The sequence below is a fragment of the Rhizobium sp. LARHSG275 genome (assembly GCF_052871115.1).
On the sequence record NZ_JBIXJN010000011.1, the window covers coordinates 42,582 to 58,168 of the forward strand.

Annotated in this window: 13 protein-coding genes and 1 pseudogene; 8 read left to right on the top strand and 6 right to left on the bottom strand. The window is 59.7% G+C overall.

The annotated features are described in order from the left end of the window. Window positions 1–9 precede the first annotated feature (9 nt). A complete protein-coding gene (locus ACIPSK_RS16325) occupies window positions 10–999 on the top strand; it encodes a substrate-binding domain-containing protein (RefSeq protein WP_162116755.1) in 990 nt (329 codons plus the stop codon). A 248-nt stretch (window positions 1,000–1,247) separates the two neighbouring features. Here ACIPSK_RS16325 and ACIPSK_RS16330 read toward each other — a convergent pair whose 3' ends face one another. Beyond that, the gene (locus ACIPSK_RS16330) at window positions 1,248–2,717 is read right to left on the bottom strand and encodes a DHA2 family efflux MFS transporter permease subunit (protein WP_162116606.1); all 1,470 of its coding nucleotides are present in this window, start codon (window positions 2,715–2,717) and stop codon (window positions 1,248–1,250) included. 382 nt (window positions 2,718–3,099) lie between these two features. Here ACIPSK_RS16330 and ACIPSK_RS16335 point away from each other — a divergent pair. The 3 genes and pseudogenes from ACIPSK_RS16335 to ACIPSK_RS16345 all read left to right on the top strand — a co-directional run. Continuing rightward, a pseudogene (locus ACIPSK_RS16335) lies at window positions 3,100–3,453 on the top strand (LysR substrate-binding domain-containing protein); the annotation flags it as partial. Between the two features lie 236 nt (window positions 3,454–3,689). Next, on the top strand, window positions 3,690–4,256 hold the full coding sequence (locus tag ACIPSK_RS16340; RefSeq protein ID WP_162116607.1) for a sugar transferase: 567 nt from the start codon (window positions 3,690–3,692) through the stop codon (window positions 4,254–4,256). A 121-nt stretch (window positions 4,257–4,377) separates the two neighbouring features. Beyond that, on the top strand, window positions 4,378–6,393 hold the full coding sequence (locus ACIPSK_RS16345; protein ID WP_162116608.1) for a polysaccharide biosynthesis protein: 2,016 nt from the start codon (window positions 4,378–4,380) through the stop codon (window positions 6,391–6,393). Window positions 6,394–6,421: 28 nt separating this feature from the next. Here the strand turns inward: ACIPSK_RS16345 and ACIPSK_RS16350 are convergent, their stop codons facing one another. From ACIPSK_RS16350 to ACIPSK_RS16360, 3 genes are all read right to left on the bottom strand, one after another. Beyond that, entirely contained in the window at window positions 6,422–7,720 is a 1,299-nt protein-coding gene (locus tag ACIPSK_RS16350) for an O-antigen ligase family protein (RefSeq protein ID WP_162116609.1), read from the bottom strand. Window positions 7,721–8,087: 367 nt separating this feature from the next. Next, the gene (locus ACIPSK_RS16355; RefSeq protein WP_026154694.1) at window positions 8,088–8,339 is read right to left on the bottom strand and encodes a hypothetical protein; all 252 of its coding nucleotides are present in this window, start codon (window positions 8,337–8,339) and stop codon (window positions 8,088–8,090) included. A gap of 53 nt (window positions 8,340–8,392) precedes the next feature. After that, a complete protein-coding gene (locus ACIPSK_RS16360) occupies window positions 8,393–8,794 on the bottom strand; it encodes a DUF2934 domain-containing protein (protein ID WP_162116610.1) in 402 nt (133 codons plus the stop codon). 225 nt (window positions 8,795–9,019) lie between these two features. On the opposite strand from ACIPSK_RS16360, the gene ACIPSK_RS16365 reads away from it, so the two are divergent. Beyond that, window positions 9,020–9,742, top strand: a complete 723-nt coding sequence (locus ACIPSK_RS16365) for a GntR family transcriptional regulator (RefSeq protein WP_162116611.1) — start codon at window positions 9,020–9,022, stop codon at window positions 9,740–9,742. Between the two features lie 41 nt (window positions 9,743–9,783). Further along, on the top strand, window positions 9,784–10,971 hold the full coding sequence (gene uxuA / locus ACIPSK_RS16370) for a mannonate dehydratase (protein ID WP_162116612.1): 1,188 nt from the start codon (window positions 9,784–9,786) through the stop codon (window positions 10,969–10,971). 68 nt (window positions 10,972–11,039) lie between these two features. On the opposite strand, the gene ACIPSK_RS16375 is transcribed toward uxuA, so the two are convergent. Then, the gene (locus ACIPSK_RS16375; protein WP_162116613.1) at window positions 11,040–11,687 is read right to left on the bottom strand and encodes a TetR/AcrR family transcriptional regulator; all 648 of its coding nucleotides are present in this window, start codon (window positions 11,685–11,687) and stop codon (window positions 11,040–11,042) included. A 134-nt stretch (window positions 11,688–11,821) separates the two neighbouring features. On the opposite strand from ACIPSK_RS16375, the gene ACIPSK_RS16380 reads away from it, so the two are divergent. After that, complete coding sequence (locus ACIPSK_RS16380; protein WP_162116614.1) at window positions 11,822–13,006, top strand: HlyD family secretion protein; 1,185 nt, start codon at window positions 11,822–11,824, stop codon at window positions 13,004–13,006. 24 nt (window positions 13,007–13,030) lie between these two features. Next, window positions 13,031–14,620 (top strand): DHA2 family efflux MFS transporter permease subunit, encoded by a 1,590-nt coding sequence (locus tag ACIPSK_RS16385; RefSeq protein WP_162116615.1) that lies wholly within the window; start codon window positions 13,031–13,033, stop codon window positions 14,618–14,620. A 39-nt stretch (window positions 14,621–14,659) separates the two neighbouring features. Here ACIPSK_RS16385 and ACIPSK_RS16390 read toward each other — a convergent pair whose 3' ends face one another. Beyond that, on the bottom strand, window positions 14,660–15,529 hold the full coding sequence (locus ACIPSK_RS16390; RefSeq protein ID WP_162116616.1) for an aldose 1-epimerase family protein: 870 nt from the start codon (window positions 15,527–15,529) through the stop codon (window positions 14,660–14,662). Between the last annotated feature and the right edge of the window lie 58 nt (window positions 15,530–15,587).

Below are 15,587 nucleotides of genomic sequence, written 5' to 3' on the forward strand. Positions count from 1 at the left end.
GAGAAAGTAATGACACAGAATGCACTTCGAATGTCGCATGCCGGGCGCATGGCACTCCTGGCCGGCTCATGCCTTGCTATTGCCAGCGTGGCTCACGCTGCCGATCCGCTCGTGAAGGCTTGTGCCAAGGATGGCGAGTTCGTCATCGGCTTCTCGCAGGCCAACAATGCGGAGCCCTATCGCCAGCACGTCAACGATGAATTAGAGGCAGCCGCCAAGGCAGTCCCGCAGTTCACGCTGCAGATCGCTGACGGCGCGGGCAACGTCAACACTCAGACATCGCAGGTCGACAATTTCATCACCCAAAAGGTTGACCTTCTATTGATCTCGCCTTTCGAGGCGGCTCCGCTTACGCCCGCCGTCAAGCGGGCAATGGACGCGGGTATCCCGGTCGTCGAACTTGACCGCAAAACGAACGGTGAGGCGGGCAAGGACTACACAGCTTTCATCGGAGGAGACAACTATAAAATCGCGTTGGCCGCCGGCGAATATACGAGCAAGACGCTTCTGCCGGACGGCGGCGAGGCGGCCGTACTGCAGGGCCTGCCGAGTTCCACACCGGCCGTCGAACGGCTGAATGGCTTCAAGGATGGCGTGAAATCCAATTCCAAGATCCAGATCGTGGCAGAACAAGCGGCAGACTGGTTGCCGGATAAAGCACAGACCGCGTTCGCCGCGATGCTGCAGGCTCATCCCGATATCAAGATGGTCTATGCCAGCAACGACATGATGGCGGCGGGTGCGCTGCTAGCTGCGAAAGGTGCCGGCAAGAGCGTGAAGATCATCGGCACTGATGGCTTGCCAGGTCCGGCAGGCGGGATCGAGGCAGTCGCAAAGGGCGACTGGTCCGCGACCTTCACATATCCGACAGGAGCCAAGGAGGCGGTCGATATGGCTAAGTCGATATTGCTGGACTGCGCCTCGTCGGTGCCAGCAACAGTAACGGTCGATACCACCGCCATTACGCCCGATAACGCGAAGCAGATGATGGGTAAGTAAAACTCAAGACTCAACCCGGCCAGACGCGACCGTCCAGCCGGGTTGAACCATAGCAGTTGGCTGGCGTGCTCGATCTTTCGTCCAGCCGACATCTTACGCTTTTACGGCCATCGTCCGAATCCAAATGAGTTTGCGGCCTGGAGGTCCTATTGGTTCACCAGTTTGTAGCCGGGGGGTCGCCAGCTTTGTGATCATCAAGACATCTCGCCCGCGGCTCAGATAGCGTCCATCCTTGTTCAAGCCACTGTTCAATAGGTCGCAGCGTGCCCGCCAGCTGGCTTTCTGACGAAGAAGGCTATGATAACCGATGCCACGGAGATGATTGCACCGCAAAGGAACGCGGCGCGAATTCCGTCAGTCGTCGCAGCAGCGGCATCGGCGCCAGCCAAAGAAGCATTTGAACCCGTCATTGTCATGATCGCGACGAAGAGTGCCGTGCCAGCCGCACCGGCGACCTGCTGGGTGGTGCCTATCATCGCGCTGCCATGCGAATAGAGGTTGGGTGGCAAGGAGCCAAGGCTCGCGGTGAACAGCGGTGTGAACATCAGTGCAAGGCCGATGCTGAGGATAATATGGGCCACGAGCAGCAGCCAGAATGATGTGTCCTGCTGAATGAATGTCAGAGCCCACATCAGTGCACTGAACAGAATGGCACCAGGAACGACGAGCAGCACCGGTCCATATCGATCAAACAGGCTGCCAACCGTGGGGGCGCAGAGACCCATGATCAGCCCTCCCGGCAGCAGGAGCAGACCGGTTTGCAGTGTGGTCAAACCCAACACGTTCTGAAGGTAGATCGGAAGCAGAATGAACACGCCGAACATCGACATCATCAGCACTGCCATCATCACCGCCGGGATGGTGAAGGCCTTGATCATCAGGGTGCGCATGTCGAGCAAAGCCCGGCCTTGCCGCTGGAGCTGCAATTGCCTGGCGACGAAGGCCGCAATCACGACCGCACCAACGGCCAGCGGGAGCCATGGCGAGATGATAGGCGGTTGGAGGGCTGCTTCGCCCAGCCCACTGAGGCCGTAGACAAAGCTGCCGAAGCCGATGGCGGAAAGTGGAATGGAAAGAATGTCGATCGGTGCTTTCGTCGGCTCCGTGACGTTTCGCATTTTCCAAGCGCCGAGTGCAAGGGCGGCCAGAGCGATCGGCAAGACGAGGAGGAACAGCCATCGCCAATCGAGCGCGCTGAGGATGAGGCCCGATATTGTGGGGCCTATGGCGGGGGCAACGGAGATGACGATCGATATATTGCCCATCGTCTTGCCACGCGACTGAGGTGGCACGAGGTGCATGATCGTGGTCATCAGCAGAGGCATCATGATCGCCGTACCGGATGCCTGCACGATGCGTCCCAAGACCAGCACCACGAAACCCGGCGAGAGCGCGGAAATCAGCGTGCCGACGCTGAAAAGCGACATGGCCAGGATGAACACGTGCCGCGTGTTGAGACGCTGTAGGAGATAGCCGGTGACGGGGATAACGACCGCCATGGTAAGCATGAAAGCCGTGGTCAGCCATTGTGCCAAGCTTGCGGAGATCTTGAGATCTGCCATCAGGTGGGGCAAGGCTACGCCCATGATCGTTTCATTGAGAATGACGACAAAGGCCGAAACCAGAAGAAGGCCAATAACGAGCTTGTTGCGGGCGCTGTGCTCTTCCGCGATGGGAGAATCGTCAACAGCATTTATGATCTGGGAATCGATGCTCATACGGATACCTTAAATGAGGAAGACAGGGACATCTTCAGCACGACGTATTGCGGCGATGAGATCCGGCAATGTCCATTACATTTTTTCGCGAAATGCGTTGCAAGGGTTCGGCGTGTCTGGGCGCTCTTGCGATCTGCGTGACCAACTTGAGCAGAAGTCGCCTTGATCAGTTGGTTTTGGGCTCTTCTGCGTAGGGACGTTCTTGGCAGAGCTCTCTCATATTCAACCTTGTCCCTTCCCCAACGAGCCAGCCACCCGATTCACTCCCCAGTCGGAAGGCTACGTCGATTATCGCCTGACATCGGTGCTTGCCTCAACGTAACATCCCGATCGCCAGGGTCACAGGTTGCGACGCCAACTGCCCGGTGCAATGCCGACAATCGTCTGGCGGAAGATCAGCGTCGTGCGCCGTATCCTGATAGCCGCTCCAGGAAGCCGATTCGCAAAAGATGAAGCATCCCAGCGAACTGACCCCTGACGACTGCCTTGCATACAGCAGCGAGAGCAAGCGGGAGAGCTGGGCATTATCGGACGGCAGTGGCAGTGCCGACATCTCGGCAGGGCGCGCGTTTAGCGCCAACAGCGGCGAAGTTCTGGCGAGCATGACTGCCGATGGTATGGGTTCGCCATGCTGCCGAAGTTCTACGTAGGAGAATATCTGCGTACCGGAAGGCCCGTCCACGTCCTGCCGAACTGGTCGCCGCCGGAGTTATCGGCAAGGCTCCAGCGGCAGCCCGACGCCTTGTGATGCGTGCCTCGACGATTCGAGGCCCATCAACAAGCAAAGCAATGGCCGCCCAACACTGCAGAAGGAAGCCCGCCTGATCTAGACACGAAGTTCACGTTTCTGACGATCCTCGTTTAGATAAAACACCATGTCCTCCAGTTGACGCGAAACGCTTTTTGACGATACGGCAAGCGCTAGCGGCGAATGCCGGATGGTCGGTCGACGGGGCGGAAGAACTTCGGAATATGGATTTGAAACGGGCGATGGATTTCTTCTTGGCTTTGATTGCGTCGGTGATCCTGCTTGTGCCGATCCTTATCGTCGCTCTTTGTGTTCGCCTTACCTCGCCGGGACCGATCCTCTACTGGTCAAAACGTGTCGGCCGTTTCAATCAGATCTTCCTGATGCCGAAATTTCGCAGCATGCGCGTCGACACACCAACAGTTGCCACACATCTGCTCGAAAACCCGGATCGGTTTCTGACACCTATCGGCTCGTTTCTGCGCAAATCCAGCCTCGACGAACTGCCGCAGCTCTGGTGCATTCTCGAGGGGAAGATGAGTTTCGTCGGCCCACGGCCGGCACTCTACAATCAATACGACCTTATTGAATTGCGGGCGGCCCACGGCGTCGACAAGCTCCTGCCGGGATTGACGGGATGGGCGCAGATCAATGGCCGGGACGAATTGCCGATTCCGGAGAAGGTAAAATTCGATATCGAATATCTCGAACGTCGCTCGTTCGGCCTCGACATAAGCATTCTGTTTATGACCGCCGGGAAGGTAATCCGCCGTAAGGGAATAAAGCATTAACTTACCTACTTCTGATAGATAAGGAGCGCGGAAGACCTTGGTTTCCGATTATTTCAGTTGCGCTCGTTGCAGAAAATGACAAGAAGGTGGTGTCGATCGATCTGCGAAACGCTGGTAAACAATGCCTGGAAATACGCCCACTGAGACATCGCGCTCAGGATGGTTCTTAATGCCGATGCAAGCGCTCGTCGCCCCTCTGCTGGCGATGCCGCGGGTTGCCAAACGCGCTCTGGCTTTGCTGGTGGATTCCAGCTTTTGTGTTCTGACGCTGTGGCTGGCCTATTGTTTCCGCCTGAACGAATGGACGGTGCTGACCGGTGTGCAGTGGTTGCCGGTCTTCGTTTCGCTCTGCATGGCACTTCCCATCTTCATCGTCATGGGCATGTATCGGGCGATCTTCCGTTATGCCAACATGGCTGCTTTCATTACTGTCCTAAAGGCGATTGCGATCTACGGCGTCGCCTTCATGACGATATTTACCGCCCTCAGCGTTCCGGGCGTTCCCAGAACCGTCGGCATCCTCCAGCCCTTCCTGCTGTTGATTGCGATCGGCCTGTCGCGGTTGGGTATCCGTTATTGGCTCGGGGATACCTACCAGCGCATCCTGCACAAGAATATGCTCGCCAAGGTGCTGATCTATGGGGCAGGGACGGCCGGGCGGCAACTGGCCGGTGCCTTGATCAACAGCGCCGAACTCAATGTCGTCGGCTATCTGGATGATGACCCGCGTCTCAAGGGCGGCGTCATGGGTGGTTTGCCGATCTATGACCCCTCGGATCTTCCCGTGCTCGCGGGAACCCTTGGCGTGCACAATGTGCTCCTTGCTCTTCCATCAGCAACGCGGCAGCGTCGCAACGAAATCCTGGAGCATATCCGCAAAGCCAGGGTCAATGTACGCACGTTGCCGGATCTCACGGCTCTGGCTCAGGGACGCATCGCCGTCTCCGACATCCGTGAGCTCGAGATCGAAGATCTGCTGGGCAGGGAAGCGGTCGCGCCGCGGCAGGAGCTGCTCGACACGGCGATGCGCAACAAGGTGGTGATGGTCACCGGTGCTGGTGGCTCGATCGGCGGAGAGTTATGCCGCCAGATTCTCCGCAATGAGCCTTCCAGCCTGATCCTCCTCGATCAGAACGAGTTTGCGCTTTATAATATCCATGCCGAATTGCGGAAGCTGGCAGAACTGTACAGATACGAAAATCTGCAGATCGTCCCAATCCTCTGTTCCGTCCGCGACCAGGATCGCATGGAACATATCATGCAGAGCTGGCGACCGCAGACGCTCTATCATGCTGCCGCTTACAAGCATGTGCCGCTTGTCGAACACAATGCCGTAGAAGGCATCAAGAACAATGTCATGGGTACGCTGATCACGGCACGCGCAGCGATTAAATGCGGCGTTTCGAATTTCGTGCTGATCAGCACAGACAAGGCCGTGCGGCCGACAAATGTGATGGGCGCCAGCAAGAGGTTGGCGGAGATGGTTCTGCAGGCGCTCGCAGCAGAACCGGCTACCGACAGAATGCGAACAAATTTTTCCATGGTCCGCTTCGGAAACGTCCTCGGCTCCTCCGGATCCGTCGTGCCGCTTTTCCGGCAGCAGATCAAGGACGGCGGCCCCGTTACGCTGACACATCCTGATATAACCCGCTATTTCATGACCATTTCGGAAGCCTCGCAGCTCGTCATCCAGGCTGGCGCCATGGCCGACGGCGGCGATGTTTTCCTGCTCGACATGGGGGAGCCCGTTCGCATCGCAGATCTCGCCCGCAAGATGGTCGAGCTTTCCGGGTTGACCGTCCGCGACGAGAACAATTCCGAAGGCGATATCGAGCTTTCCGTTACCGGCCTTAGACCCGGCGAGAAGCTCTACGAAGAACTGTTAATCGGGGATAATCCTGAAACAACCGAACATCCTCGGATTATGAAGGCGCGTGAGGATTTCTTATCCTGGCCGGAGCTGTCGAAAAGGCTGAACTCGCTCAACGCGGCATTGGACCGGAACGACATGATCGCTGCACGCGCGACGTTGGCCGAGCTTGTTTCCGGCTATTCGTCAACAGGTGAGGTCTCGGATATGGCTTTTACCGGCGCCGAGCCAATACGGCAGCCTGAGATAATTCAAAGCACGTCGTAGGGTCTGCAGGCTCAAGGGGTGCCGGACGTCAGCTCCGAACGACGGGCGCAAAGCACGTGCTGCCGCGATCCGCACAAATAAGGGCGACCATGTAAGCGAAGATCGGATCCAAGGCTTTCTGATTGAACATGATGCCAAAGCTGCCCGTTATGACGTAGCTGCTGACGAGCAGAAGAGCGAGCGCAATGGCTAAGTCCCGGCCCGGTCCCGCTTCCTTTCTCCATGCGGCTATCACAGGCGTCAGCAGCATCAGCGAAAGCGCCGCAATGCCGAAAACGCCGGCGTCGATTCCGGCGGTCAGAAAACCGTTGTGGACATGCGAGTAGGGCAACTGCGGCCGTATGTTATCGGGCAGCTCTGCCAAAACCGAAGCCATCCGGTTTTGCGGACCATAACCCGTCAACGGGTCCTTACTGATTGCCGATAGTGCGCCTTTGTACAATGCGAACCGCGCACTGAGCGACGTGATCTCGCCGTCGGTGCGTTCGAGCGTCGTCAGATTTTCCTGCAGCGCCTGGATGCGATGGAGGATCTGGCCGCTGCCCAGGGCGATAAGTCCCGCCAACAGCAAGGAGCTGGTAATAGCAAGGCTGCGCAAACTCAGATGGAAGCTGTGTTTGCGGAAATACCAGAGAAAGATGACGATATGGACGGGAATGACCAGCCAGGCCGAGCGCGTTCCCGAAAGCAGAACACAACCTAGCCCGGCGGCATATCCCAATATCGCAATTCTTTGCTCCACGCTTCTGGAAGATTGAACGTTGAGAAGCGCGATGCCGCCGAAGAGAACGCCTATCACGCCCAGGAGTGCAGCGTTCGAAGTTCCAGCCTCTGCCCTCTCCATCAGAAACATGATCTGCAGGAGACTGAAAAGAAAGGTGACGATCATGCCAATGCCTGCGCCGAGGATAAACAGCGGCACGAGACGGCCATCGGGAGATTGGCGCATCCGCGGCAATATCAGCCAGACCGAAAAGAAAGGCAGGAGCCGGAATATCCAGTCCAGTTCTTCGGAATAAGGCGGATTGATGAAGATACTGGCGATCATCACCAGCGGGTAGATCGACATGCCAATGGCAACCAGCCGGTCGGATCTCGACAGGTTCAAGTTGAGGCTGCCCGTGGCCAGACAGTAGGCGCCCCATGCCATCGACGCGAGGAGGATGAAGGAGTTAAAGTTCGGCGAAAGCCCTGGAAGGATTGCAAAGGCAAAGACCGCAATGCGGTTGTTTCGGTCGAGGGCGCTTCCGGTGTCATTCCCGGGATAAAGCACCGCCATCTTGAGTTGTCTGAAATAATTCACTTTGCCGGTCCTGACCGTGGCCATGCTGCCTCGCTAAGGATCGTGACCACGGCTGTCAAGCGGTGATGAGGATGCAATCTATAGCTTTATTCGACGTGGTATTCCAGCAACAGGCGTCCGGACAGATGTGGTTCTCGGCGATGATGAGCGGCAAATGGAAAAGACGGTATGGCTGGCTTCAACGGAAAACACGTCTAAGGTTCGGGCTGGATTTGAAGATTTTCTCGTCCAGCGGCCGACGAAAGCGTATCGCGGGGAGAGAAGACAGCAACATTCGGATCGTCAGAGCCGCAGCGCCGCATGTCTTTTCGAACGCGCAAAGGACGATGTAGCACCTTGAATTATGCAGTAATCGAAGAACCGACGCAGTTTTTCATCGAAGCGGCCGCCGTTATCGCCAATATGGGCGGGTCGAACCTTCCGCCGATGATCGACCAAGGAGATAGCCAAGCCCGAATGCCATGATGCCGGTGATAAGCAGCAATGCGCTTGCGGTGTGTGGGTGCTCTCTTGCGCCGGAGACGACCGCATAAGCCTCACGCTTCACCTCGTTGGCGGCCGACTTCGCGACCTTGGTCAACCCCTCCGGCTGCTCAGCGGGCGTGCCGGTGAATCCGGCGTTCAAGTTCTGTTTGTCGGCCATGTCGGGGACCTTTCTGAAATTGGCGCGCGGTCTGAAATTGGCGCGCGGAAAGTTCAATCCTGCTCGCGCGTGCCGGGGGAGGCTTCGCGTTGATCGGCGTCCTCGAGATCCGTCTTGACGAGGAATGCATCGGTATGTTCGCGCGAGGCCTCTCGCAGTGCTGCGAGGTTTGGAGGATTGCCGGCTTCACCCTGCTGTGCATCGAGTTCATGCTCGGCGAGAGTCCAGTGATGCCTGTGCTTGCCTTCCGGTCTCCCTTCTTTCTCCCACAGGGAGTACGCCATTTTTCGGATCTCCTCATCCCGGCTGGCTGCTGGCGACGCGCTCTGCCTATCGATTTGGTTTGCGGCTCGCCGAGCCATTTTCCGTCCGCCTGCGTCCGCGGCGGGTGGGGCTTCCGGCCGGCCGCCGTCGGTCGTACCTTTGCTTGTCTTGCGTCGTGTCGAGTTTTTCATAAGGGTCTCCTTCGAATTTCAACCAACTCGGCCGATCTAAGTTCCAAACAAAGAATGCTTCGGCGCAAAAGATCGGGCTTCGAGGCTCGTGCCGTTCGCCCGCGCTTTCGCGAAGTGCCGCCCCCTCCAGATCCAGTCATACCGCCACAGTCTGCCGGAACGTCTTGGCAAGGTGATAAAACTGATATACTAGTATGCCACGAAGTTTTAACGCGCCGATATGTCATGCGTCAGGCATTAGAAACCAAAGTTTCGGCAGTCGCGACGTCGCAGGAAGTCGGGAGCAGGCTGCGCCGCATCACCACAGCCGGCGTCATCTACGATCGCCTCTATGCCGACATCGTGTCGCTGCGGATGCCGCCTGGCATGCTGCTGCAGGAAAAGCGGATCGCCGATGAATTCGGTGTCAGCCGCACGCCGGTGCGCGAGGCACTGCTCCGGCTTTCCGAAGGCGGACTGGTCGATATCTACCCTCAGTCGGGCACCGTTGTATCGCGGGTGCCGGTCTCGGCGATCCCCGAGGCGGTCGTCGTGCGCAAGGCGCTCGAAGGCACGACCGTCGAGACCGCGGCTCTGACTGCGACTGCCGTCGATATCGCCCGTCTCGATATTATCATTGCCCGCCAGCGGGGGCATGCTGCGACCGGCAATGCCTCGAGCTTCCATGAGGAGGATGAGGCTTTTCATGAGGCGATCGCACAGATCTCAGGTTATCCCGGCATCTGGGCGATCCTGAAAACGGTCAAGGTGCAGATCGACCGGGCACGGCGGCTGACGCTGCCGGTGCTCGGGCGCATGGACACCGTGGTGCACGAACACATGATGATCCGCGATGCGCTCGCCGCTCATGATGCGGCGGCAGCACGTAGTGCGATGATCCATCACTTAAGCGCCGTCATTCCCGATGTCGACGAACTGCGCGCGCGTTTCCCCGATTATTTCTGCTGACGGCAGGCCAACACGAAACGAAAAACGAGGGAGGAAGAAGGATGCGACAGGGTTGGAGATGGTTCGGACCGGAAGCGCCGGTGACGCTGGATGATGTCCGCCAGGCGGGCGCCACGAATATCGTCTCTTCGCTGCATCAGGTGCCGATCGGCAGGGCTTGGACAGAGAAGGAAGTGCGCGAACGCCAGGCTCTGATCGAGACGACGCCCGGCGACCGTTCCCCGCTCGTCTGGTCGGTGGTTGAGAGCATCCCGATCCCCGACGCCGTTAAGCGCAAGGGCGGCGAGGCGAAGGCCGAGATCGAGGCGTGGATCGCCAGTCTCGAAGCGGTCGCCGCCTGCGGCATTCCGATCGTCTGCTATAATTTTATGCCTGTCGTGGACTGGACACGCACCGAGCTCGATTACGTGACGCCGACGGGCGCTACCGCCATGCGCTTCGATCACGAACGCTTTGCAGCCTTCGATCTCTTCATTCTGGAGCGGCCGGATGCGGCGCAGCACTATTCCCAGGAGGACCGCGAACGGGCGCGTGTCGTCTTCGAGGCTATGTCGGACGAGGAGATCGCCGACATCACCCGTATCATCACCTCGGCTCTGCCGGGGTCGACCACCGAACCGCTGACCATTCCGGCCTTCCGGGAAAAGCTGGTCGCCTATAGCGGCATCGATGCCGCAAGATTGCGTCGGCACCTGATCGAATTCCTGGAGGCGGTGACGCCGGCGGCCGAAGCGCGCGGTGTCAAGCTGACATTGCATCCCGATGATCCGCCGCGCTCGCTGTTCGGCTTGCCGCGCATCGCCTCGACGGCCGATGATTATGCCGCGCTCTTCGATGCCGTGCCATCGGCGGCGAACGGCATGTGTTATTGCACCGGCAGCCTCGGCGTGCGTGCCGAGAACGACCTGCCGGCGATCGCCCGGCGTTTTGCTTCGCGCATCCACTTCGCCCATCTGCGCGCCACGACGCGCGAGGCTGACGGCCGGACGTTCCATGAAAGCGCGCATCTGGAAGGCGACGTCGACATGGTCGCCGTTCTCCGCGAACTGGTTGCGGAGGATCGCCGCCGCGGCGCGCAAGACACCATCGTCTTTCGCTCGGATCATGGCCACCGCATGCTCGACGATCTCGACAAGGTCGTCACGCCAGGTTACCCCGCCATCGGCCGCATGCGCGGCCTCGCCGAACTGCGCGGCATCCTGCATGCGCTCGGCGCGCCGCCGAACTGAGTGCCTCCCCGGTTCGCGGCGATCGCCCTTCAGCGGAAATCATCGCGCTCTGAAACCCGAGCGGCGCTTCAGAGCGCGCAACCTTTCAAGAAAAGATCGGCGCACATCTTCGCCCGAGCCGCAATCGTCTCGATCTTCGGCGGAGGCTCCTGGCGCAGCATCGCGGCACGCTGCGGCTCCATGATCATCATGCCGCGCAGCATGCCGCAGGCCGCATGCGGATCATCAAGCGCAATCAGTCCGCGATCGATCTGCTTGTGAAGCCAGTTCTCCATCAGCGTATTGGTTCTGACGACCGCCTTTTCATAGAAAGCGTTGGCGATCTCGGGGAATCGATCAGATTCGCTGATGACAAGCCGGGTCACGGTGATCGTATCGACCGACAGCGTCAGCATGCCATAGGCCATCAGCATGCGTTCCAACCCCTGCCTGAGATCGGCCACGGCGAGTGTGCCGGGGTCAAGTGCCAACAAAAAACGCTCTGTGCGCTCCGTGATCATCTCCGAAAAGAGATCTGCTTTCGTCGGAAACAGGCGGTAGAGCGTCTTGGTCGAAATCCCGGCCTCCTGCGCGATCGCAGCGATGCTAGCCGCAGCATAGCCGTTCTGGTGGAACTGCCTGTTCGCCGCCTCGATGATCACGCTTCTCGTATCCTCGTCGCAGCGGACTTGCGGGCGTCCTCGCGGCTTCTTCTCGATTTCGTGATTTTGGACCATAGCGATTTTCCAAATTCTCGTTGACATCTATTTTCTAATACATATTTTGGAAAATATCAAGTTTCCTAAAATGCATTTCGCTCGATTCAAAGGCCGCAGCCCAAGTGACGGCGACCGTCATCAGGAGAAAGACAATGACCATCAAGACGCTGCGTGCCTTGAACAACAATGCTGCCGTCGAAAACACTGCCGAAGCCGCCCCGGCAAACCTGGACGCCGGCCAGCCGCCGCGCATCGCCGAAGTCGCCATCCCCGTTGCAGAGGAAAAGCCTGCCCGCAAGCGCGGCGGCCGCTCCCTGCTTTTCGGTGCCACCGCTCTCGTGCTGATCGCCGCCGGCGCCTATTACGGCCACGATTACTGGACGGTCGGCCGCTTCCATATCTCGACCGACGACGCCTATGTAAAGGCCGACAGCAGCACCATCGCCCCGAAGGTAACAGGCTATCTCGCCGAGGTCCTCGTCATGGACAACGAGACCGTCAAGGCCGGCCAGCCGCTCGCCCGCATCGACGACCGCGATTTCAGAGCAGCCCTCGATCAGGCCAAGGCCGACGTCGCCGCAGCCGAGGCCACCTTCAACGCCAAGCAGGCTTCGCTCGATATCCAGCAATCGACGATCGCCGCCGCCCGCGCGACCGTCGAGGTCGACCGCGCCAACGAGACCTTTGCCGAGCAGAACAACAAGCGTTATTCGAACCTTGCCACCAGCGGCTATGCCCCGGTCCAGACGGCGCAGCAGGCCGCCTCGCAGATCGCTGCCGCCCAGGCCACCATTGTCCGCGACACCGCCTCACTCGACGCCGCCGTCAAGCAGGTCGATCTTCTCAACGCCGAGCTGGCCCAGGCAAAGGCGGCCCTTGCGCGCAGCGAGGCCGTCCAGCACCAAGCCGAACTCAACCTCTCTTATGCGACGATATCAGCGCCCGTCGACGGCACCGTCGGCAACCGGACGCTGCGCGTCGGCCAATATGTCCAGGCCGGCACCCAGCTGATGTCGGTCGTGCCGACGACGGCTGCCTATGTCATCGCCAACTACAAGGAAACCCAGCTCACTGACGTCAAGCCCGGCCAGCCTGTCGATATCGAGGTCGATATGTTCCCGGGCCGCACCTATCACGGCCATGTCGACAGCCTCGCTCCGGCAAGCGGCCAGGAATTCGCCCTGCTGCCGCCGGATAACGCCACCGGCAACTTCACCAAGGTCGTCCAGCGCATTCCGGTCAGGATCGTGCTCGACGGCGATTATGCCGCCAATGGCGACCTGCGCCCCGGCATGTCGGTCCAGCCGAGCATCGACACCAAGGACGACCGCAGCTAGGCCGGGAGACGAGGAGTTCGTGCCATGTCCACCATCGCAGCAACAACCATCGCTTTCCCGCAGCCGAAAACCGGCGCCAGCACCAGGGAATGGATCGCCGTTCTCGCCGGGATGATCGGCGCCTTCATGGCGATCCTCAACATCCAGATCACCAATGCCTCGCTGCTCGACATCGAGGGCGGCATCGGAACGGGCGTCGACAACGGCGCCTGGATCTCGACCTCCTACCTGATCGGCGAGATCGTCGTCATTCCGCTGACGGCCTATTTCAGCAGCGTCTTCTCGTTCCGCCGCTATATCCTCGTCAACTCAGTCCTCTTCCCGCTGTTTTCGATTGGCTGTGCCTTCGCCCATGATCTCGGCACGATGATCGTGCTGCGCGGCCTGCAGGGTTTTGCCGGCGGCGTACTGATCCCCATGGCCTTCACCATGGTGCTGACCAAACTGCCGAAACACCAGCAGCCGCTCGGCCTTGCGGCCTTCGCGCTCTCGGTCACGTTCGCACCGGCGATCGGCCCGACCATCGGCGGTTATCTCACCGAAAATTACGGCTGGCAGACGATATTCTTCATCAACGCCATCCCGAGCGCCATCATGGCGGTCGCCCTTGCCCTGACGCTCGACAAGCAGCCGATGCAGCTCGGCCTGCTGAGGGAAGGTGACTGGGCGGGGATCATCAGCATGGCGATCGGCCTCTCGGCGCTTCAGACCGTGCTCGAAGAAGGCAACAAGGAGGACTGGTTCTCCTCGCCCTTCATCGTCAAGCTCAGTGTCCTCGCCTTGGTCTTCCTCGTCGCCTTCATCTGGATCGAGCTGACGGTGGAAAAGCCGCTGGTCAAGCTGCGCCTGTTGAAGCAGCGCAACTTCGGCATCGGCGTTGCCGTCAACGTGCTGGTCGGCGTCGCCCTCTTCGGTACCGTCTATATACTGCCGCAATATCTTGGCCAGGTGCAGCGCTACAATGCCGAGCAGATCGGCAACGTGCTGGCCTGGACCGGCCTGCCGCAGCTTCTTTTGATCCCGCTCGTCCCGATGATGATGAAGCGCTTCGATGTGCGTTACATCGGCTTCCTCGGCATCTCGATCTTTGCGATCAGCTGCTTCATGAACATCACGTTGTCGGCCGATACGGCGGGCGACCAGTTCTGGATTCCGAACATTGTCCGCGCCATCGGCCAGGCCCTGGTGCTGACGCCGATCACCGCCATCACCACCGCCGGCATCGCCCCTTCGGATGCGGCCGCCGCCTCGGGCCTGACCAACATGCTGCGCAATCTCGGCGGCGCCGTCGGCACGGCAACGCTCGGCACGGTGCTGACTAAACGTGAGCAGTTCCACTCGAACATCATTGGCCAGTCGGTGACGCTCGGTCGTGACGAAGTTCGCACTCGTCTCGACCAATTGACAGGCTACTTCCTGCAGCATGGCGTTTCCGATCATGCCGTCGCAGCCCAGAAAGCCGTCGTGGCGCTTGGTCAACTCGTCAAACGCCAGGCCCTCATCCTCGGCTTTGCCGATACGTTCGCCGTCATCGGAGTGGTTCTTGCCGTTGCAGCCGTCGCCCTGCTGCTCACCCAAAAACCGCGGGCCGGCGGTGGCGCCGGCGCCCACTGAGATATCAGCGCGCTCGCCCGGCTTGCCGCCGAGCGCTCTCTATCGCGGAATTTCGACCGTAAAGGCAAAGCGGGCCACAGCACCCGGTGCCAGGATCGTGGTCGACGGTCTCTTCGATAGCTCGCTCGAAGCCCCCGCTTCCGCAGCCGTTCCATGCCAGGGCTCGACGCAGAGGAAGGGCGCCCCCGGCTTGGTCCATAGCGCAAGATTGGGCAGGTTATCGAAATGGAAGTGCATGGCCGGCCCGCCTTCGGCGCCATAAGTCAGGCCTTCGCCCGCACCATCAGGGAAAATCATCGCGTCCTGCTCGAACATCGAATGATCGAGCACCAGCCGGCCGGTATCGAACGGCGAGGGCAGGGGCGCGGGATTGATGAGACCGCCTCCCAGCCGCACCAGCGCCGGCTCGCCTTTATTGTCGAGCACGACGATATGGTCGCGGCCGGCAGCATCGGGCAATGGCCAGGCGAAGGCGGAATGGAAGCCGAGGCCGAAGGGCATCGGCTTAGGGTCGCGATTGGTGACCTCCGCCGTGACAGTCAACGCGCGGCCCTCGACCGCATGCACCACGGCCAGCTGAAATTCGAACGGATAGACCGCCCGCGTCGCCTCCGAGGCTGCCAGTTCGAACCGGCACATCGTCTCAGTGGAGGCCGCAAGGGCGAATTCGCTGCGGCGGGCAAAGCCATGCTGGGCCATTGGATAGACCGCGCCGTCAATCGCGATCATGTCATCAGGCGCCTTGCCGACGATCGGAAACAAGATAGGTGACCGCCCGGTCCAGAAGGCTGCATCGCCGGTCCATAACCACGAGCGTCCGTCGCTTGATGTCAGCGCCTGCATCTCGGCGCCGAGAGAGGAGACATCGATGGTGAGATCCTGATTCCCGATCCTGATGGAGATTGGCATCGCGTTTCCTTTCGCATTGGTGCGGCACCAAGCCATACCGTTCCGAACGGAGGATTTC